Origin of the sequence: Nitratidesulfovibrio sp. HK-II, from assembly GCF_003402415.2 — a bacterium.
Lineage (GTDB): Bacteria > Desulfobacterota > Desulfovibrionia > Desulfovibrionales > Desulfovibrionaceae > Cupidesulfovibrio.
Map to the genome: position 1 here is coordinate 1,747,343 of NZ_AP036014.1, position 18,368 is coordinate 1,765,710.

The following is an 18,368-nucleotide window of genomic DNA, read 5'->3' on the forward strand; positions in this document are numbered from 1 at the left end:
GCAGCCCGGCGGTTCTGGCCGGACATTGGGCGCGAGCGTGTTGGGCGATGCGGCAAGGGGCCGAAGGACAAGGGAAGCTGGATTGCGTGGCGGGCGGATGGTGCGTGGTTCCTTTCGGAACGACGAGGCCGGGCCGGGCAGGCCGCCCGAGCGCACGTTTCGGGCCGCTCGGGCATGAGAAAGGCGGCCTCCAAAGAAGCCGCCGTGAATGCCGTCAGATGGACCAGCTTGCGATGAGCCCCCGGAGTATTTCCGGTGGAACCCCGCGTTGCGAGGCCGTCATGACCTTGGTGGGATACTGCTCCGCTATCTTCAACGAACGCAGGTAAAGGGCGATGATCTCGTCGGTGACCTGAAGGCGTGCACCGGCGCGCACCTGCTGCCCAAGAACCATCTCCAGCATCCTGCGGCCGGAGAAGGTGGAGATGTCTGAATAGACGTACGCCATGGCGCACCCCCTTTGGCACGAAGCCATGGCGGCACGGTGCGCGTCCCCCGCGTTCATCCGGAATGCGGGGCGGGACGCCTTCGTGTCCGCCAGTTCGGGGCTGCCTGTCCGTGGCTGCCTGTTATGCCTGCGTGAAAGGCCATGCGGAACAAGCCCGCTGCCAGCCATCCATAAGGAACAGATAGCCGCAAGCGGGGCGTCTGACAAGGGTGCTGCGGCGAAAAGCCGCATCCGGCGCATGATTATCGGGGCAAAGGGGGCGGCCTTGACCGTATCGGCCCCGATGATGTTCCCTGCGGCGCTTCACGCAGTGCAGGCTGGCCCGGCGCAACGCGGCCGGGCGCGGAATCAGGCGTCTTCGGTGTCGCCCAGCAGGGCCACGGCGCATGCGCCGGGGCCGCTGTGGCAACCCAGCACCGGCGAGGCGGGCACCACGTACAAGGGGGCCACGCCGAAGCGGGCCTCTATTTCACGGGCGTAGCGGGCGGCGGTTTCCGGCGCGCCCACGTGGGCAATGGCGAAGCGGGGGTTGGAAAGCCCGGCCAGTGCCTTGCCCAGCAGCGCGAACAGCTTTTCCCCGGCGCGGCGCGGGCCGATGCCCTTGCCCGCCACGTCCACCTTGCCGCCTTTGCGCGGGTCGAAGCACAGCAACGGCTTCACGTGCAGCAGCTTGGCCACCATGCCGGTGCCCCGGCTCATCCGGCCGCCGCGCACGGCGAAGTCCAGCGTATCCATGGAAACGTACACGTGCAGGTTGTCGGCGTCGCGCGCGGCCAGGCGGGCCACCTCGGCGGCGTCCATGCCCTGCCTGGCGCGGCGGGCCGCCTCCAGCACCACCAGGCCCAGGCCCACGGTAAGGGTGCGGCAGTCCACGGCGGCGATGCGCGGCGAAACCATGCGGGCCACGGCGGCGGCGGACTGATGGGTGCCGCTGTACATGGCGGTGACGTGCAGCGAGGCCACCTCGGCATGGGTGGTCAGCACGTCGTCATAGACGGTGCGAAAATCGGCGGGCGCGGGCTGCGAGGTACGCGCGGAGCGGGACGAGGGCAGGCGGCGGTTGAACTCTTCCGCCGAGATGCTCACCTTGTCCACGAATTCCTCGTCGTTCAGGAACAGGCGCAGCGGCACGGTGCGGATGGCGTATTCGTCCAGCAGTTCGCGCGGCAGGTCGCAGGTGGAGTCGGTGACGATGGCGGTGCCGGTGGGGGCGGGCGCGGCCTGCGGCGTGCCCGGGGAGGCGGAAGCGGCCACGGCGGCCAGCAGGTCGCGGTGCTGGCGCAGCATGTCCTCCGCCTTGTGGTGCGAAACCTCGCCGTATTCGGCGGCGATGGCGAACACCGCGTCCGGCGTGTCGGTGTGCACGTGGACACGGGTCACGGATCCGGCCCCGGCCACCACGATGGAATCGCCCAGATCTTCCAGCCGGACGCGCAACTCTTCGCGGTCGATGGGCTGGCCGCCTGCGTCGCGGATGAGGCATTCCGTGCAGAAGGCGTAGGTCAGTGCTTCCACGGCCACCCGTTCCTGGGCCTGGCCCAGGGGGGCGTGGTTGCCGCCGTCCGTTGCATCCGCTGCGCTGGCCGCATCGGGCGCGTCAGGCGCACCGGCTCGCCGCCGGTTGATGGTGCCCCGCTCGGTGAATTCCACGATGCCTTCCAGCAGGTACACGAAGCCAAGGCCACCCGCGTCCACCACGTCGGCGGCCTTGAGCGCGGCCAGCTTTTCGCGCGTTTCCTGCACCGACTGGCGGGCACGGTCCAGCGAATCGTGCAGCAGGTGGTGAAAATCCTTGTAGGAGTGGCAGTTGTCGCGCAGGTGGTCGGCCCAGTCGCGGATGACCGTGAGGATGGTGCCTTCCTTGGGGTGGGCGATGGCCTCCACCGCGCGGCGCGCCGCCAGCGAAGCGGCCTCGGCGAAGTCGCGGGGGCTGACGCGCGAAAGATCCTTCACGCCTTCCGAGAACCCTGCCAGGAACTGGGCCAGGATGACCCCGGAATTGCCCCGCGCGCCCATGAGCGCCGATTCGGCCACGATGGAACTCATGCGGCCGATGGAACTTTCCAGCGTGGCCGTGGTGGAGGCCACGATGGACTTCATGGTGCCGGCCATGTTGCTGCCCGTGTCGCCGTCCGGCACGGGAAACACGTTGATGGCGTTGAGGTGGCCGTGCTTTTCGATAAGGCGGCGCGCAGCCGCGCGCACCACCCGGCGGAAGCGGATGCCGTCAAGGTAGCTGATGCGCGAAGGCGGGGTCTGGCTTCCGGATTCCGGGAGAGCCTGGGGCTGGGTCTGCCTGTCCTGCAAAGTGTGGTCGCTCCTGGCGGGGCAAGGTGTGTTCTTGGCGCGCGGCATGCCGTGTGGCGGGGCATGCGGTGCCCCCGTGGGGGATGCCGCGCGCGCCTTTGGTACGGCTGGCCCGCGCGGCGCGTTAGCTATAATGGAGTTGCCGTGTCACTGCAACATTGTTGTAACACTGCGTAATGGAACGGAAACATCTGCGCGATGCGGCGTCTTGGCCACCCCCGCACCGCAAAATCGGGCCGTCGTCGTTGACGCAGGGGGCCGGGCGTGCGACATGCTGCGGGGGGCGCTTCGGCCCGCCGGGGGCAGGCTTGCCGGGCATACGCCGGATCTGCCGCGCCAGCGGGGTGTCCGCGAGTGGGGGGCAGCGGGTTGTCGGACAACAGCGCCGAACCTCTTCGCCCGCACCGCCGCCTTTGCCGCGCCAGTACCCCCGCCGGGGGCCGAGGTCTCCCAAGCATCCCGGCGGCCCCGCGCCGCGCATCCTTGAATACCATACGCACCGCACCCACGGATAACTCATGAATCTCGACCAGAAGCGCTGCATCATCTTCGACCTGGACGGAACGGTGTATTTGGGCGACAGGCCCATTCCCGGCACGGTGGACTTCATCCGCCGCAACCTGGGGGTACGCGACATCCAGTTCCTGACCAACAACACCTCCAAGAATCTGGCCGACTACACGGCCAAGCTGGCGGGCATGGGCATCCACATCGGGCTCGACCGCATGCTCTCGCCGCTCTTGCCGCTGGTGGACCATCTGCGCGAACACGGCATCACCCGCGTGTACCCGGTGGGCAACGCCAACTTCACGGCCTTCCTGTGCGAACGCATGCCCGACATCGTGTTCACCGCCGGGGACGACTGCCAGGCCGTGCTGCTGGGCTACGACACCGAACTGACCTACCGCAAGCTCACGGAATCGTGTCTGCTGCTGCAACGCCCGGACGTGGCCTTCCTGGCCACCCACGCCGACAGGGTGTGTCCTTCGCCGCAGGGTCCGCTGCCCGACGCGGGCAGCTTCATGGCCCTGTACGAGGCGGCCACGGGGCGCACGCCGGACGTGGTGTTCGGCAAGCCCAACACCATCCTGCTGCGGTCGCTGCTGCAAAAGTACCAGCCGCACGAGATGGCCATGGTGGGCGACCGCATCTACACCGACAAGCTGCTGGCGGAAAACGCGGGCATGGATTTCATCCTCGTGCTCAGCGGCGAGACCCGGCGCGAGGACCTTGCCGCGCTGGAGCGCCAGCCAGCCCTGGTGGTGGACGACCTTGGCGGATTGTAGACCCGCTGGCCGGTTGCTGCCTTGCCTATGCCCGCCATCGGAATGTCGCTTGCTTCGCCGCGCCGCGTTCTGGCAGGGTCGCCCGGTTGGCCCCGCCCGTTCCCGCCGCATGTCCGACGGGGAAAAAATGCTTTGAGAATACGTGGCTCCGGATTATAATGTGACGATTTTGCGGCGTTTCGGTGACGGAAATGAGGCGCCGCAGGGGCCGTTCATTCCAACGTCAACGCCAATCGAGGAGAAGGCAATGACAAAGAAGTGGATGCAGTTGCTGCTCGCTCCGGTCATCGTGGCCGTGGGCCTGTGCGTCATGTCCGCCAATATCGCCAAGGCCGCCGATGACTGCGCGAACCGTGGCTCGCTGGACAACATGTTCTGCGACGAGAACAAGGACCTCGTGGCCGACACGCCCAAGGACAAGGGCAAGTGGAAGGACCCGGGCACCCTGGTGTTCACCTACACCCCCGTCGAAGATCCCGCCGTGTACAAGGACGCCTTCGCCGACTTCCAGGCCTTCCTGGAAAAGCGCACCGGCAAGAAGGTGATCTACTACACCGTGCAGTCCAACGCCGCCGAAGTGGAGGCCATGCGTTCCGGCCGCCTGCACATCGCGGGCTTTTCCACCGGCCCCACCTGCTACGCCGTCAACCTGGCGGGCTACGTGCCCATGGCGGTGAAGGGTGACGCCGAAGGCTTCCAGGGCTACCGCCTGCTGCTGATCGTGCGCAAGGACAGCCCCATCCAGACCATGGCCGACCTGAAGGGCAAGAAGGTGGCGCACACCTCCGCCTCGTCCAACTCGGGCAACCTGGCCCCCCGCGCGCTGTTCCCCAAGCTGGGCATCACCCCCGAGAAGGACTACACCGTGGTCTACTCGGGCAAGCATGACCAGTCCATCCTGGGCGTGGGCTACGGCGACTACGACGCCGCCCCCGTGGCCGGCGACGTGTTCAAGCGCATGGCCCAGGCCGGGCGCATCAACGAGGCCGACTACCGCGTCATCTGGCAGAGCGACGTGTTCCCCACCTCTTCGTTCGGCTACGCGCACGACCTGAACCCCGAACTGGTGAAGAAGATCGTCGCCGCTTTCAACGAATACCGCTTCACCCCCGAAATGCAGAAGACCTTCGGCGGGGCCGACCGGTTCTTCCCGGTGACCTACCAGAAGGATTGGGCGGTCATTCGTGACATCGCGGAAGCCAATGGCGAAACCTTCAACCAGAGCGGTCTGCAGAAGATCGCCGAGAAGGAAGCCGCCGAGGCCGCCAAGAAGAAGCAGGAAGCCGAAGCCAAGAAGCAGTAGTTTTGTCTGAACGACGGGTGCCGGGCGCAGTGCCTGGCACCCGTCTTGTTGTTTGTCGGCAGACGGGGTGCCGCTGCCGCCGGACGGATGCGCGCCGCGCGCCGTTCGGGGCCCGACCGTGAGGTCGAAAGTCCGGCCAGACCGCAAGGTCGAAAGTCCGGCCAGACCGCAAGGCCGTCATGCCCGTCCAGACCGCGAGGTCGAAAGGTCCGGCCAGGCCCATCCGCATTCCGGGGCGTGCGTCGTGCGACGCACAGCGGAGTGAAGTGGGCATCCCGCCAGGGAACGCGCCATGCCTGTCGGCAATAGGTCCGCCGCGCGCGCTCCGATTAGCGTCGGGTCGCGCCTTCACCCGTAGCCTTGGGAATACGCAACGTGCACATGGCAACCGATTCCACCGCCAGTCCCCGTCGCCCCGCCTGTACCGGCGGCGACAAGTCGCTCGTCGTCGAGAACCTGCGCAAGGAATACACGCGCGGCAAGCCCGTCCTCAAGAACATCAGCCTGACCGTGGCCGGGCAGTGCACCACCGCCATCATCGGCCCGTCCGGCACCGGCAAGAGCACGCTGCTGCGCTGCATCAACCGGCTCATCGAGCCCACGTCCGGCCGCATCCTGGTCAGCGGGCAGGACATCTGCACCCTGCGCGGGGCCGCCCTGCGCGCGGCGCGGCGGCGTATCGGCATGGTGTTCCAGGAATACAACCTGGTGGAGCGCCTGTCGGTGATGGAAAACGTGCTCTGCGGCCGCTTGGGCTACATCTCGCCGTGGCGCGCCTGGCTGCGCAAGTTTCCGCAGGAGGACATCGAGCGCGCCTACGATCTGCTGGACATGGTGGGGCTGACGGAATTCGCCCGCGCCCGCGCCGACGAGCTTTCCGGCGGCCAGCGCCAGCGCGTGGGCATCGCCCGCGCGGTGATGCAGCAGCCGCACATCCTGCTGGCGGACGAGCCCACCTCGTCGCTGGACCCCAAGACGTCTGTGGAAATCATGGAACTGTTGCGCGAGGTGGCCGCCGCCAACGACATCCCCGTGCTGGTGAACATCCACGACGTGTCCCTGGGCCGTCGCTTCGCCGACCGGGTCATCGGCATGTCCAAGGGCGACGTGGTTTTCGACGGGGTGCCCGGCGACCTGACCGACGGCCACCTCAAGCTCATCTACGGCGGCGAGGACTGGCTGGCATGAGCGCTGCAACCGTCGCCCGTCCCGCGCCCTTCGCGGTCAACTGGTGGGCCCGCCTGGGCTACCTGCTGGCCGTGGTCTACTGCGTGTACGCCGTATCCATCCTGGACATTTCCTGGGACCGCCTGCTGGCGGGCCTGGACAACGGCGCGCGTTTTCTGGGGGCCATGTTTCCGCCGGAATTCAAGCGCTGGAAGCTGCTGATCGACAACCTGCTGGAGTCGATGCAGATAGCGCTCATCTCCTCGCTGTTCGGGGTGCTGATTTCGCTGCCGGTGGGGCTGTGCGCCTCGCGCAACCTGATGCCCGACTGGCTGACCTGGCCCGCGCGCGCCTTCATCGCCGTGTGCCGCTCGTTCCACCCGGTGATCTTCGCCATCCTGTTCGTGAAGGCCGTGGGCTTCGGCCCGCTGGCGGGCATCCTGACGCTGATCTTCGCGTCCATCGGCTTTGTGGCCAAGCTGTTCGCCGAGGCCATCGAGGAAATCTCGCTGAAGCCGGTGGAGGCCGCCCGCGCCGCGGGCGCGCCGTTTCTTTCGGTGCTGACCTTCGCCGTGCTGCCGCAGGTGCTGAACCGGTTCATCGGCTTTTCCACCTACCAGGTGGACTCGAACCTGCGTAACTCCACCATGATCGGCATCGTGGGCGCGGGCGGCATCGGCGGCACCCTGGCCGCCGCGTTCCAGCGCTTCGACTACAGCTTCGTGTGCGCCATCCTGCTGGCCATCATCGCGCTGATCATGGTTTCCGAGTATGTGGCGGTGCGGGTGAAGGGGGTGTTCCAATGAGCGCGGCGCGCATCTGGCAACGCTTCACCCCGGCGGAGCGCATGGCGCGCTTCGTGGTGTTTCTCGTGGCGGGCATCCTGATCGCATGGTCGCTGCGCACGGTGGAGATCATCCCCGAGTTCCTCATGGACGCCCCCGAACAGGTGGCCGACCTGTTCAAGCGCATGTGGCCGGTGGACTTCGCCTACTACGAGCGCGGCGTGCACGCCGTGCTGGTGGAAACGCTGCACATCGCCACGGTGGGCACCATCCTTACCCTTGGCATTGCCATACCCGTGGGCATCATGGCGGCCAGCAACGTGTGCCGCGTGCCCGTGCTGAACTGGCTGGCCACGTTCATCCTGGTTTCGTCGCGCTCGGTCAACACGCTGGTCTGGGCGCTGCTGTTCGTGGCGGTGTTCGGCCCCGGCACGCTGGCGGGCACGGTGACCATCGCCGTTCGCTCCATCGGTTTTGTGGGCAAGCTGTTCGGCGAGGCGCTGGAAGAATCCGCCCCCGGCCCCATCGAGGCGCTGCGCGCCGCGGGCGCGCCATGGATCAGCGTGTTCCTGAAGGGCTACTGGCCGCAGGTTTCCCCGGCGTTCTGGGGCATCGCCCTGTTCCGGTGGGACATCAACGTGCGCGAATCGTCGGTCATCGGGCTGGTGGGCGCGGGCGGCATCGGCATGGCTCTCGACGAGGCGCTCAACCTGTTCCATTGGGACCGCGTGGCGCTTATACTGACATGCATCTTCGCGGTGGTGGTCATCGCGGAGGTGTTCGTCACCCACATCCGGAAGCGTATTATTTAAACGCAACACGCGATGTTCATGGGGCGGCGAAAGCCGCCCCTTTTCGTTTGATGGTCGTATGGACGGCCCCGCCTGGGCGGGGCGGGAGGGACACATGGAACGTCTGAAGGGAAAGCGCGTCCTCATGTTCGTGGACGACGTGTATGAAGACCTGGAACTGTGGTACCCCAAGCTGCGCCTGATCGAAGAAGGCGCGGAAGTGGTGGTGGCCGGGCCGGAGAAGGGCCGCACCTACACGGGCAAGAACGGCTACCCCTGCAAGGCCGACGCAGCCATCGCCGACATGGAGGACATCAGCTTCGACCTGCTGGTCATCAGCGGCGGCTTCGCCCCGGACAAGCTGCGCCGCGACCCCAAGGTGCTGGAACTGACCCGCCGCATGCACGAGGCGGGCAAGGTGGTGGCCCACATCTGCCATGCCGGGTGGATTCCCATTTCGGCGGGCATCATGCGCGGCTTTCGCTGCACCTCCACCCCCGGCATCAAGGACGACCTGATCAATGCCGGGGCCATCTGGGAGAACGCCGAGGTGGTGGTGGACCGCAACCAGGTCAGCAGCCGCAAGCCCGACGACCTGCCCGCCTTCTGCAAGGCCATCATCGAACTTGCGGCCGGGTAGCCCGCATACGGCCAGGGATCGCCTGACCCGGACCACCGCCGGAAATCGGCACCGAGCGGTGCCGGACCCCATGCAACGCAAAAGGGGAGGGACGTCGGTCCCTCCCCCTCCTGTTCTTTCTTCTGGCAGGCAGCATGCCGCCCCGCGCGCATGGCTACTTGATGGTCACCAACTCGTAGGTTCCGCTGCCAAGCCCGATGGCCTCGGCATGTTCGATCTGGCTCCGCCAGTTGGTGGTGGGGTGGACGAAGCGGAAATGGTCGTGCTGCCCTGTGTGCCCGGTGTGTCCTGCGTGACGGGCACACCCGCAGGCGGATTCGCCCTGGCCTTCCGTCTGTTTGCCTATCCTGTCGCCCAGCGCCGACCCGGGGATGACCGGTGCGGCATTGACCGCGTCGATGCAGGCCTTGTCCAGGGCCACGGGGTCGAAGCTGGCGAAGATGCCGATGTCCGGAATGATGGCGGCATCGTTTTCGCCGTGGCAGTCACAGTTCGGCGAGACGTGGTTGACCACGCTGATGTGAAAGTGAGGACGCCCGTCCAGCACGGCCTTGGCGTATTCCACCATCCGGATGTTCACGTCGTCGCTGCTGCCTTCCCACGGCGTGTCTATCGCGTCGAAGTTGCAAGTGGCGATGCAGCGTCCGCAGCCCACGCACAACTCGTGGTTGATGGACGCCTTCTTCTCTTCGTTGAAGCTGATGGCGTCCTGGTTGCAGTATCTGGCGCAGGTGCGGCAGCCCACGCACTTGTCGTGGGCGACGCGCGGCTTGCCGTTGTTGTGCATGATCATCTTGCCGGCCCGGCTGCCGCTGCCCATGCCGATGTTCTTGATGGCCCCGCCGAAGCCGGTAAGTTCATGCCCCTTGAAGTGGTTCAGGGAGATGAAGATGTCGGCATCCATGATGGCCCGGCCGATCCTGGCGGTTTTCAGGTGCACGCCGCCCTCGATGGGCACCTCCACATCGTCCGCGCCCTTCAGGCCATCCGCGATGATCACGTGGCAGCCGGTCGAAAACGGGGTGAAGCCGTTTTCATAGGCGGCGTCCATGTGCAGCAGGGCGTTGTTGCGGCGGCCCACGTACAGCGTGTTGGCATCGGTGAGAAAGGGCATGCCGCCCAGCTTCTTCACCCTGTCCGCGACGGTCTTGGCGAAATTGGGGCGCAGGAACGCAAGGTTGCCCGGCTCGCCGAAATGGATCTTGATGGCCACGAAGGCGTTCTGGAAGCTGATCCGCTCCATGCCCGCCGCCAGCATGAGCTTGTCCAACTTGTCGAGCAGGCTGGTGCCGATCCTGCACCGCATGTCGGTGAAATACACTTTTGAGGGTTCCGGGCCCGTTCCCTTTTTCCCGGTATCTTTCGCGCCGTCCTTCGCGGCGCGGCGCCCGCGCGCGGGGCGTTCGTTCTTTCCGGATGCCGGAGATGCGTGCGCTTTTCTGGGTTTTGCCGTTTCGCTCATCGTCATGTGCCTCCATGATAGGTATGCGCTGCCGTGGAGCCGCACGTGCCGCGCGGGATGTTCCCTGTCCGGCTGTCTTTTGTTCTGCCGGGGCAATGGCGTTTCAACCATGTTTCTTACCGCAGGGTGGCAGGCTGTGAAAGATACGATTCCACCTTTCTTTTGCACATTCCTCTCATTTGCGCCTGTATGCGAAGGGCGGACCAGTTGTGTCCCGGCGCGGCATGTCGCGGCAAACGGAGACTGGGGGAAATGCACCAGGGCCTTGCGGACAACATCCGCAAGGCCCTGGTGCATTCGGCTGGTCCGGGAGGCCGATGACGGGTTAGTGCAGCCGCCACGCCGCCAGCGCGAGCATCAGGCAACTGACAACGGCCCCGCCCGTGAACACGGCGGGCAGGTCGCCCCCGGCGTACAGCAGGCCGAACAGCAGCGGGGCGATGGTCTGGCCGAGGCGCAGCAGGGTGCCATTGACGGCCATGATGGCGGCGCGCTGCTGCGTGGGGGCCAGCGATGTAATCATGGTGGACAGGTTGGGCAGGTTCAGCCCCTGGGCCAGGCCGAAGCACAGCACCGGCCCAAGCAGCCACCACAGGCCGGGCATCAGCGGCAGCAACAGCATGGCGACGGCGTACAGCACATGGCTGAGCATGATCAGCCAGCGGGCCGGAAACCGCTCCGACAGCCGCCCCAGTTGCGAGGCGATAAGGGCCGTGCCCAGCGAGGACACGGCGAAGATGGCGCCGATGCGCGAGGGCGCGGCGTGAAAGCGGGTGTCCGCCAGCACCGGGAAGAAGGTGACCATGGGGCCGTACAGTTGCACGAAGGTGAGCAGGGACAGGCCGAACAGCACCAGCGCGCGCGGTGACAGCACGATGCCCAGGGTGGAGCGGAAATAGTCGCCCAGGGTCTGCGTGGCGCGCGAGGCGGGCAGGCGCAGCCGCGCGGCGGCGATCATCAGCGGCAGCACGGCCAGCGGCAACAGGAAGGGCACGTTCCAGCCCAGTTCGGCCAGCAGCCCGCCCACGGCCGGGAAGATGGCCGTGCCCAGGCTGAGCACCCCCGCGTTGTAGCCCATGGCGCGCACTCGGTCGTTGCCTTCGTACAGGTCGCCGATGAGGGTGGTGTACAGCACGCCCATCGGGGCCGCGCCAAACCCCTGCACGAAGCGGCAGGCCAGCAAGGTGGAAAGGTCGCGTGCGAAGAAGCAGGCCGCGCCGCCTATGATGAACAGGGCCATGGCGGGCAGCAGGACGCGCTTGCGGCCCAGACGGTCGGCCAGCACGCCCGCCACCGGGGCCAGCACGATGCCGGGCAGGGTGAACGCCGTCAGCACCAGGCCCACAGAAGCCAGGGGAATGCCCAGTTCCCGCGCCATGAGCGGCAGGGCGGGCATGACGCTGGAAACGCCCATGATTACCGTGAGGGTGATGCCGAAGATGGTGTGCAGGTTTCTGTCGCGCAGCAGCGGATGCATCGGGCTCCCGTGGGGGTTCGGACGTTCGGGGGGTTCTACGCCCCTCCGCGCGGCGAGGTCAAGGCGGGTTCCGGCCCGTGCGGCACGCGTGGGCGCGTGTCGCCCGTCTGTCGCCCTGTCTGGCGTTTGTTTGCCGCGCGCGGCGCTGGCAGGGCCGCATCCTGCCGTCATTGTTGCATCGCTGTCGGTTACCGGATAGGAAGAAAGAAGGGGCCAGCATCTTGTCGCCGTTTTCCGGCGTCGGGCATGCAAGATTTCGGCGGGGGGGCAACCGCGTTCCTGGTTGCAGGGACATGCAAGGGTACGCAAGGGGAGAACGTGATGCAGGCGGCCGATCAGGAAGGCGTGAGAATTCGCTGCCCGTACTGTCAGAAAGTGTTCATGCTGCGCAAGAAGCAGCCGCTGTCCGAGTCGGGCAAGCTGAAGATGAAATGTCCCCACTGCGGCGAAGAGGTGCTGCTCCCCTGCGAAACGCTGGCGAAAACCTGCAAGCCCGCGGGGAAGGGGTAGGCTGTCGCCCGTGGCGTGCAGCGCCGGGATGTGCCCGGTGGTCGCGGGGTGACGGTTACCTTGGCTGCATGCTTTGGGTAATATCCTTACCGCGTCGTCGGTGGGCCTGATTGGCCGCGCGGATTTCCCGCGTGCGGGGTAATGATGTTCCGGCAATAGCGCAATGCTCCGATGACGGCGGCCACGCGGGCCGCACGGTGCGAAGCCCCGGCACGCCATGCGTGCCGGGGCTTCGTGCGTTGCCGTATATGGGGTATGCCGCCAATCTGGCGGCGGCGCGGGCCGCGCCGCCCGCTACCGTTTGCGCTTCTGCTTGAAGGCGTCCTTGGCCAGGCGGCCCAGTTCGGCCAGCCGCCGGTCCACCTTGTCGTAGAGGGTGCCGGGGGTGAAGGTGGAATCGGCCCGCATGCGCCCGGCGGGCATGCCGGTAAGCAGTTCCATGGCCTCGGTGATGTGCGCCACCGGCCAGATGGAAAAACGCCCCTCGTTCACGGCGGCCACCACCTCCTGCTTCAGCATCAGGTGGGCGATGTTGTCGCGCGGCAGGATCACGCCCTGCTCGCCGGTAAGCCCGTGGCGGCTGCACACCTCGAAGAACCCTTCCACCTTGCGGGTCACGCCGCCCACGGCCATGATCTGGCCGGACTGGCTGACCGCGCCGGTGAAGGCCAGAGAAAGCCGGATGGGCACATCCGCGATGGCGGACAGCAGCGCCGCCAGTTCCGCGCCGGAGGCGGAATCGCCCTCGATGCCCGCGTAGCTCTGCTCGAAGCACAGGCTGCCGGTCATCACCAGCGGCTTGGTGCGGGCAAACTGGCTGACCAGGTAGCTTTTCAGGATCATCATGGCCTTGGTGTGGATGGGCCCGCCAAGCTCGGCCTCGCGCTCGAGGTCGATGATGCCCCCGTGCCCCACGCCCACGGTGCAGGATATCTGGTGTGGCAGGCCGAACTCGAAGTCGCCGTACCAGGTCACCGAAAGCCCGTTCACCCGGCCCACCTCGCTGCCGCTGGTGCGCACCTTGATCAGTTCGCGGTCGTACTCGTCCATGAAGTTCTGTTCGACGAGGTTGGCGCGGTAGGTGCGGGCCACCATGGCGTCGTGCAGGGTGGTGCGGTCCACCAGCGGGCTGCCCTTCATGGAGGCCAGGGCGGACGCCTCGATCATCAGTTCGCGCAGCACCGGGAATTTCAGCGACAGCTTGCGCTGGTCCTCGATGATGCGCGAGCCGTAGTCCACAAGGCCCGCCATGGCGTCGCGGTCGAAGGGCAAGAGCTTTGCCTCGTCGATGATCCGCGCGATGCGCGCAAGGTACACCTTCACCCCGTCGGCGTTGCGCTCCGTGGCCTCGGTCAGGTGCGCCTTGATCTTGAACAGCTTGGGGAAGCGGTCGTCGTTGACCAGGAGCGTCTCGTACATCTCCTCGGTGCCCACCAGCACCACCTTCAGGTCAAGGCGCAGCGGTTCCGGTTCTATGCCCTTGGTCTTGCTGGAATCCTGCCCGTCGCCCGCGTCCTCTATGCGGGCCTGGCCCGAGCGCAGGGCGCGCAGCAGCCCTTCCCAGGCGCTGGGGTAGGACAGGATGTCCTCCATGTGCAGCACCAGGAAGCCGCCGTTGGCCTTCTGCAGGGAGCCCGCCTTGACCAGGGTGAAGTCCGTCACCAGCGCGCCCATTTCCGATTCGCGCTCGATGCACCCCAGAAGGTTGGACGGGGTGGGGTGGTCGTCCACCACGATGGGCGCGCCGTGGGTTTCGCTGTTGTCCACGAACACGTTGATGTCGTAGCGGAAGGAGGTGTCCTCCGGCGGCGGGCCAAGATCGGGCTGCTGCTGCGGCATGTGGGTGGGCAGGTCGCGCTGCACGAAGCCCTCGATGTTGTCCAGGATGTCTTCGCGCATGTCGGCGAAAAAGCGCTTCAACTCGTCGCACGGGCAGGACTTGGCGAACTTTTCGGCCAGCGGCGTCAGGAACTGGTCCAGCACCTCGCGCACCACTTCCTTTTCAAGGGTGCGCTCGTCCTCCACGAGGTCCTGCTCGGCGCGGGTCAGCTTGCGCATCAGGCCGGTCATGGCCTGCAGCAGGCGGTCGCCCTTCAGCTTCAGGCTCTTGCGCAGGGTGGCGTCGAGCTTTTCGTACTCGTCCTCGCTCAGCCGTTTGCCCTCCACGATGGGGTACAGGGTCAGGCTGCCGGAATCGTCCATGTCCAGGTTGAAGCCTTCGCCCACGGCCACCGTGTCCATTTCCTTGAACAGCTTGCTGCGCTGCGTCTGAAATTTGTCCAGTAAAATGGTGCGTTTGCGAACAAAGGCGTCGTGCTCGAAGCGGCTGGGGGCTTCCTTGCGGGCCTTGGACAGGGCCTGGGTGAGGGCGGTGCGCAGCTTGCGCCCCTGCCCGGCGGGCAGCGCGATGAGGCGCGGTCTGTCCGGGTCCTCGAAATTGTAGACGTGGATGAGGTCTGGCGGGGTGTCCATCTTGCGGGCGCGCGGCGCGAGGTATTCGCGCAGCATGTAGGTGCGGCCAAGGTTGGCCTCGCCCGAAAGGTAGACGTTGTAGCCGCCGTCGCGGATGTGCAGCGCCAGCTCCAGCGCCTGCAGCACGCGGGGCTGGGGGGTGCGGCGCATGCCGTTGCGCGGCGGGCGTGGAATGGCGTCGCTGGTCTCCCACTGGATGCGGGCGGGGTCGAGCGTGGCGCGAAGGCGGGCGGCGGGCAGCGGGGAAACCTTGGTCATGATGCTCCTGCACGGCGAAGGGATTGAATCTGAAGAACGGACCGGCGCGAAGGGCCGGGTTTTCCAGCGTAGCGCGTTGCCCCGCGCTTGTCACGCCCCTGTCGCCCCCGTCGCCCGCAAGGCCACGTCCAGCGGGGCTCGCGGGGGATGGCTGTCTTCCGCCACGGTTCTGGGCCAGGGTTGGTAGGGCTTGGCAGCCGGGGCGGAACGAGGAAGGGCGGGGGATGGCTGGGCGTCCGGGTCGTCTGGAGGGGTTTGTCAGCCGGGACGCGAACGGCTATCATCCGCGCCATGACCGCAGCCCACCGTCCGGAGCCGACCCGCGAGGCGAATGCCACCGGCGGGGAACTGCACCCCGTGGCCCCGCGTAAGCAGGGACCGGGGGTTCTCCTGTCCGTGGTGGTGCCGGTGCTGCACGAGGCGCACCGCATCGCGGATCTGGCCGGGCATGTGGCCGCGCTGGCGGCGCATCTGCCCGGCGGCGCGGTGGAACTGGTTGTCGCCGACGGCGCGTCCGAGGCGGACACCCTGGCCGCGCTGGCGGCGTGTCGAGCCGATATGAACACGGACGCCGGGGCCGCGTGCGGAGCGCCGCAGCGCCTGGGTGTCGAAGGTTTTTCTGGTGGCTCTCTGTCCGTGCGCGGCGTGGCCGCGCCGCGTGGCCGGGCCCGGCAGATGAACGCCGGGGCCGCCGTGGCCGGAGGGCAGGTGTTGCTGTTCCTGCACGCGGACACCCGCCTGCCGGACGACGCCTTTCCCGCCGTGCTGCGGGCCGTGGGCGTGGACGTGACCCCCGTCGTGGGGGCGCACGAGGCGGACATGGACGCCCATAGGGACGAGAACACGCCCGCCAGCGGTGCCGGGCCTGCGGGCAACGCGGCCCCCGCAACGGATGTCCGCTCCGGGGCGTTGCGCCAACGCGCCGGGGCGTTCACCCTGTCCATCGACGCGCCTGGCGCGTGGTTTCGGGTGGTGGAGGCGCTGGCCAACCTGCGCAACCGGCTCACCCGCACGCCCTATGGCGACCAGGCCCAGTTTTTCCGGGCGGAGTTGTTCCGCGCCATGGGCGGCTACCCGGACCAGCCGCTGATGGAAGATGTGGAGATCATGCGCCGCCTGCGCGGCGCGGGCGAACCGCTGGCCCTTTTGCCGCAGCGGGTGGCCACCTCGGCCCGGCGCTGGCGCGACGAAGGGGCCGTGCGCTGCACCCTGCGCAACGCCTGTCTGCGGCTGCTGTATGCGCTGGGGGTTCCGGCGCAGCTACTGGCGCGCTGGTACCGCGCCCGAAAAGGAGCATCATGAGCGACACCTGCGTACTCTTCTTCGTCAAATACCCCGAGCCGGGCGCGGTGAAGACCCGCCTTGCGTCCGTCATGGGCGCGGAACCGGCCGCCGCCATGTATCGCCATTTCGTGCAGGACATGCTGGGGGAACTGGCCCAGGTGAAGGCCGACCTGCGCATCTGTTGTGACGTGGAATCGGCCCCTGGCGGTTCCGGCGGCGCGGATGCGGCGCTGGCCGCCTACAAGGCGTGGCTGGGGCCCCGGCATGCCTACCGGCCCCAAGCGGGCGACGACCTTGGCGCGCGCATGCGCACGGCCCTTGCGGACGCCTACGCCGAAGGGTACGAGCGCGTGGTGGTGCTGGGCAGCGACATCCCCGACTTTCCGCACGAGCTGGTGCAGAAGGCCCTGGACGACCTGGACCTGCATGATGCGGTCATCGGCCCGGCCTTCGACGGCGGGTACTATCTGATAGGCTTCCGGCGCGACAGGTTCCGGCCCGAGGTGTTCGATTCCATCGCCTGGAGCGGCACGGCGGTGTACGCCGCCACCATGGAGAGGCTGGAAGCCGCCCGGCTGGACGTGGTGCGCCTGCCGGAATGGAACGACGTGGACACCATGTGGGACCTCAACGTGCTGTACCGCACCAACCGCAACAGCTCGTTCCGCAAGTCGGCCTCCTACGCCGCAATGCGCGAGCAAGACGCGCTCATCCGCCAGTACGACATGGAACTGCCCGTTTGGGCACGGGAAACGGAAACAGGAAAATGAAACCCGCCTTGTTCTTGCCGCGCGCGGTGCTGTGCAGCGGCCTGCTGGCCCTGCTGCTGTGCGCCCCCACGCGTGCCCTGGCCGCCGACGATGCTCCGGCGGCCTCGTCGCTCGATGTCCCGCCATTTTCCGCGTCACCGTTCCCCGCCCCGGCGGATGACGGAACGGATTCCCCGGCGGATGCATCCGCCTCAACCGCAGAACCTGCCGCTCCGAAGACCGCCAAGGCCTTCAGCACGGTGGTCATCTACTTCGAGAACGACCTGTTCGGCGGCACCGACCAGTACTACACCAACGCGGTGCAGGCCCGGCTGGTTTCGCCCGACCTCAAGACCCTGTCCGACGACGAAATGCTGCCCGACGTGCTGGATCACCTGATCGAGCGCCTGCCCTTCGCGGGCGACCCGGACGCCCAGTACAACGTCAGCGTGGCCTTCGGGCAGGCCATCTACACCCCGTCGGACACCCAGGCCAGGCACTACCTGCCCGGCGACAGGCCCTACGCGGGCTTTCTGTACGGGGCCATCGGCCTGCACGCCAAGAAGGGCGACCACATGGACACCCTGCAATTCACCGGGGGCATCGTGGGGCCGTCGGCCAGGGGCGAAACGGCCCAGAACGAGATACATGAACTGCGCGACATCCCCACGGCCAAGGGCTGGGACAACCAGTTGCACGACGAACCGGGCGCGATGCTGACCTGGCAGCGCAACTGGCGGCTGAACCCTTCATCCATCGGGCGCGGTTTCGGCTGGGACGTGCTGCCCCGCGCGGGGGCCACGGCGGGCAACGTGCTGACCCAGGCCAACGCGGGGGGCGAGGTGCGCCTTGGCTGGAACCTGCCGGGCGACTTCGAGACCTCGCTGATACGCCCCGGCGGCGGCATAGAAGCCCCCACCGACGACGCGGACCCCCGCGTGCGCGAAAGCTGGGGCTGGTATCTGTTCGCCGGTGCCGATGGCCGGGCCGTGGCGCGCGACATCTTTCTGGACGGCAACACCTTCCGCGACAGCCACGACGTGGAAAAGAAGTACTTCGTGGCCGATCTTTCCGGGGGGCTCGCCGTGATCATCGACGGGGTGCGCATAACCTACACCCATGTCTACCGCACCGAGGAATTCGTGGGACAGGACCGGGGCCAGCACTTCGGCTCGCTGACCGTGGGGCTTTCGTTCTAGCCACGGCCAGTCGCCGTTCCGGCATTGCATGACAAGGGAGCGCTCCTTCGGGGCGCTCCCTTGTTGCGTTCAGCGGGCGGCTTTCGGATGGGTTGGCGGGGGCTGCCGCACGGGGCACGAACCACGGTGCGGGTCGGCATGGCGTCGGCCGGAGACTGCATGTCCGGGGTGCGGAAGGGTACGCGTCATGCGTTCATGAAGTTGTGAAAGGATATGTGTTGCAGAATAAT

Annotated in this window: 15 protein-coding genes; 10 read left to right on the forward strand and 5 right to left on the reverse strand. The window is 67.1% G+C overall.

Annotated features, from left to right (window positions below):
- Positions 1-214 precede the first annotated feature (214 nt).
- The gene (locus tag RVX_RS07015) at positions 215-448 is read right to left on the reverse strand and encodes a hypothetical protein (protein ID WP_116305295.1); all 234 of its coding nucleotides are present in this window, start codon (positions 446-448) and stop codon (positions 215-217) included.
- A gap of 348 nt (positions 449-796) precedes the next feature.
- Positions 797-2,755, reverse strand: a complete 1,959-nt coding sequence (locus tag RVX_RS07020; RefSeq protein ID WP_116305296.1) for a DegV family protein — start codon at positions 2,753-2,755, stop codon at positions 797-799.
- A gap of 518 nt (positions 2,756-3,273) precedes the next feature.
- Here RVX_RS07020 and RVX_RS07025 point away from each other — a divergent pair.
- The 6 genes from RVX_RS07025 (at position 3,274) to RVX_RS07050 (ending at position 8,727) form a co-directional block, all read left to right on the forward strand.
- The gene (locus RVX_RS07025; protein WP_116305297.1) at positions 3,274-4,041 is read left to right on the forward strand and encodes an HAD-IIA family hydrolase; all 768 of its coding nucleotides are present in this window, start codon (positions 3,274-3,276) and stop codon (positions 4,039-4,041) included.
- 247 nt (positions 4,042-4,288) lie between these two features.
- Entirely contained in the window at positions 4,289-5,344 is a 1,056-nt protein-coding gene (phnD, locus tag RVX_RS07030) for a phosphate/phosphite/phosphonate ABC transporter substrate-binding protein (protein ID WP_116305298.1), read from the forward strand.
- 381 nt (positions 5,345-5,725) lie between these two features.
- Entirely contained in the window at positions 5,726-6,532 is an 807-nt protein-coding gene (phnC, locus tag RVX_RS07035; RefSeq protein ID WP_116305299.1) for a phosphonate ABC transporter ATP-binding protein, read from the forward strand.
- Positions 6,529-7,317 (forward strand): phosphonate ABC transporter, permease protein PhnE, encoded by a 789-nt coding sequence (phnE, locus tag RVX_RS07040; protein ID WP_007522417.1) that lies wholly within the window; start codon positions 6,529-6,531, stop codon positions 7,315-7,317. The genes phnC and phnE (RVX_RS07040) overlap by 4 nt, the downstream gene beginning before the upstream one ends.
- Positions 7,314-8,108, forward strand: coding sequence for a phosphonate ABC transporter, permease protein PhnE (gene phnE / locus RVX_RS07045; RefSeq protein ID WP_116305300.1), 795 nt, complete (start codon positions 7,314-7,316; stop codon positions 8,106-8,108). The genes phnE (RVX_RS07040) and phnE (RVX_RS07045) overlap by 4 nt, the downstream gene beginning before the upstream one ends.
- Positions 8,109-8,202: 94 nt before the next feature.
- Entirely contained in the window at positions 8,203-8,727 is a 525-nt protein-coding gene (locus tag RVX_RS07050) for a type 1 glutamine amidotransferase domain-containing protein (protein ID WP_116305301.1), read from the forward strand.
- A 154-nt stretch (positions 8,728-8,881) separates the two neighbouring features.
- Here the strand turns inward: RVX_RS07050 and RVX_RS07055 are convergent, their stop codons facing one another.
- Both RVX_RS07055 and RVX_RS07060 read right to left on the reverse strand, forming a co-directional pair.
- A complete protein-coding gene (locus tag RVX_RS07055) occupies positions 8,882-10,033 on the reverse strand; it encodes a DUF362 domain-containing protein (protein WP_116306432.1) in 1,152 nt (383 codons plus the stop codon).
- A 481-nt stretch (positions 10,034-10,514) separates the two neighbouring features.
- A complete protein-coding gene (locus tag RVX_RS07060) occupies positions 10,515-11,666 on the reverse strand; it encodes an MFS transporter (protein ID WP_116305302.1) in 1,152 nt (383 codons plus the stop codon).
- Between the two features lie 246 nt (positions 11,667-11,912).
- Here RVX_RS07060 and RVX_RS07065 point away from each other — a divergent pair, with 246 nt between their 5' ends.
- Positions 11,913-12,176 carry a hypothetical protein gene (locus RVX_RS07065; RefSeq protein WP_420192425.1) on the forward strand — a complete coding sequence of 88 codons (264 nt, stop codon included), beginning with the start codon at positions 11,913-11,915 and terminating at the stop codon, positions 12,174-12,176.
- Between the two features lie 294 nt (positions 12,177-12,470).
- On the opposite strand, the gene RVX_RS07070 is transcribed toward RVX_RS07065, so the two are convergent.
- Positions 12,471-14,906, reverse strand: coding sequence for a Lon protease family protein (locus RVX_RS07070; protein ID WP_116305304.1), 2,436 nt, complete (start codon positions 14,904-14,906; stop codon positions 12,471-12,473).
- 291 nt (positions 14,907-15,197) lie between these two features.
- Here RVX_RS07070 and RVX_RS07075 point away from each other — a divergent pair, with 291 nt between their 5' ends.
- The 3 genes from RVX_RS07075 to RVX_RS07085 are packed head-to-tail and all read left to right on the forward strand — an operon-like array spanning position 15,198 to position 18,138.
- The gene (locus tag RVX_RS07075; protein WP_116305305.1) at positions 15,198-16,208 is read left to right on the forward strand and encodes a TIGR04283 family arsenosugar biosynthesis glycosyltransferase; all 1,011 of its coding nucleotides are present in this window, start codon (positions 15,198-15,200) and stop codon (positions 16,206-16,208) included.
- Entirely contained in the window at positions 16,205-16,960 is a 756-nt protein-coding gene (locus tag RVX_RS07080) for a TIGR04282 family arsenosugar biosynthesis glycosyltransferase (protein WP_116305306.1), read from the forward strand. The genes RVX_RS07075 and RVX_RS07080 overlap by 4 nt, the downstream gene beginning before the upstream one ends.
- Entirely contained in the window at positions 16,957-18,138 is a 1,182-nt protein-coding gene (locus tag RVX_RS07085; protein WP_116305307.1) for a lipid A deacylase LpxR family protein, read from the forward strand. Before RVX_RS07080 ends, RVX_RS07085 begins: the two co-directional genes overlap by 4 nt.
- The last annotated feature ends 230 nt before the right edge of the window (positions 18,139-18,368 follow it).

Excerpts from the sequence above, each read along its gene's own strand:
- RVX_RS07015 (WP_116305295.1), bottom strand. The coding sequence starts at position 448 with ATGGCGTACGTCTATTCAGACATCTCCACCTTCTCCGGCCGCAGGATG.
- RVX_RS07025 (WP_116305297.1), top strand. The coding sequence starts at position 3,274 with ATGAATCTCGACCAGAAGCGCTGCATCATCTTCGACCTGGACGGAACG.
- phnD (WP_116305298.1), top strand. The coding sequence starts at position 4,289 with ATGACAAAGAAGTGGATGCAGTTGCTGCTCGCTCCGGTCATCGTGGCC.
- phnC (WP_116305299.1), top strand. The coding sequence starts at position 5,726 with ATGGCAACCGATTCCACCGCCAGTCCCCGTCGCCCCGCCTGTACCGGC.
- phnE (WP_007522417.1), top strand. The coding sequence starts at position 6,529 with ATGAGCGCTGCAACCGTCGCCCGTCCCGCGCCCTTCGCGGTCAACTGG.
- phnE (WP_116305300.1), top strand. The coding sequence starts at position 7,314 with ATGAGCGCGGCGCGCATCTGGCAACGCTTCACCCCGGCGGAGCGCATG.
- RVX_RS07050 (WP_116305301.1), top strand. The coding sequence starts at position 8,203 with ATGGAACGTCTGAAGGGAAAGCGCGTCCTCATGTTCGTGGACGACGTG.
- RVX_RS07055 (WP_116306432.1), bottom strand. The coding sequence starts at position 10,033 with ATGCGGTGCAGGATCGGCACCAGCCTGCTCGACAAGTTGGACAAGCTC.
- RVX_RS07060 (WP_116305302.1), bottom strand. The coding sequence starts at position 11,666 with ATGCATCCGCTGCTGCGCGACAGAAACCTGCACACCATCTTCGGCATC.
- RVX_RS07065 (WP_420192425.1), top strand. The coding sequence starts at position 11,913 with ATGCAAGATTTCGGCGGGGGGGCAACCGCGTTCCTGGTTGCAGGGACA.
- RVX_RS07070 (WP_116305304.1), bottom strand. The coding sequence starts at position 14,906 with ATGACCAAGGTTTCCCCGCTGCCCGCCGCCCGCCTTCGCGCCACGCTC.
- RVX_RS07075 (WP_116305305.1), top strand. The coding sequence starts at position 15,198 with ATGACCGCAGCCCACCGTCCGGAGCCGACCCGCGAGGCGAATGCCACC.
- RVX_RS07080 (WP_116305306.1), top strand. The coding sequence starts at position 16,205 with ATGAGCGACACCTGCGTACTCTTCTTCGTCAAATACCCCGAGCCGGGC.
- RVX_RS07085 (WP_116305307.1), top strand. The coding sequence starts at position 16,957 with ATGAAACCCGCCTTGTTCTTGCCGCGCGCGGTGCTGTGCAGCGGCCTG.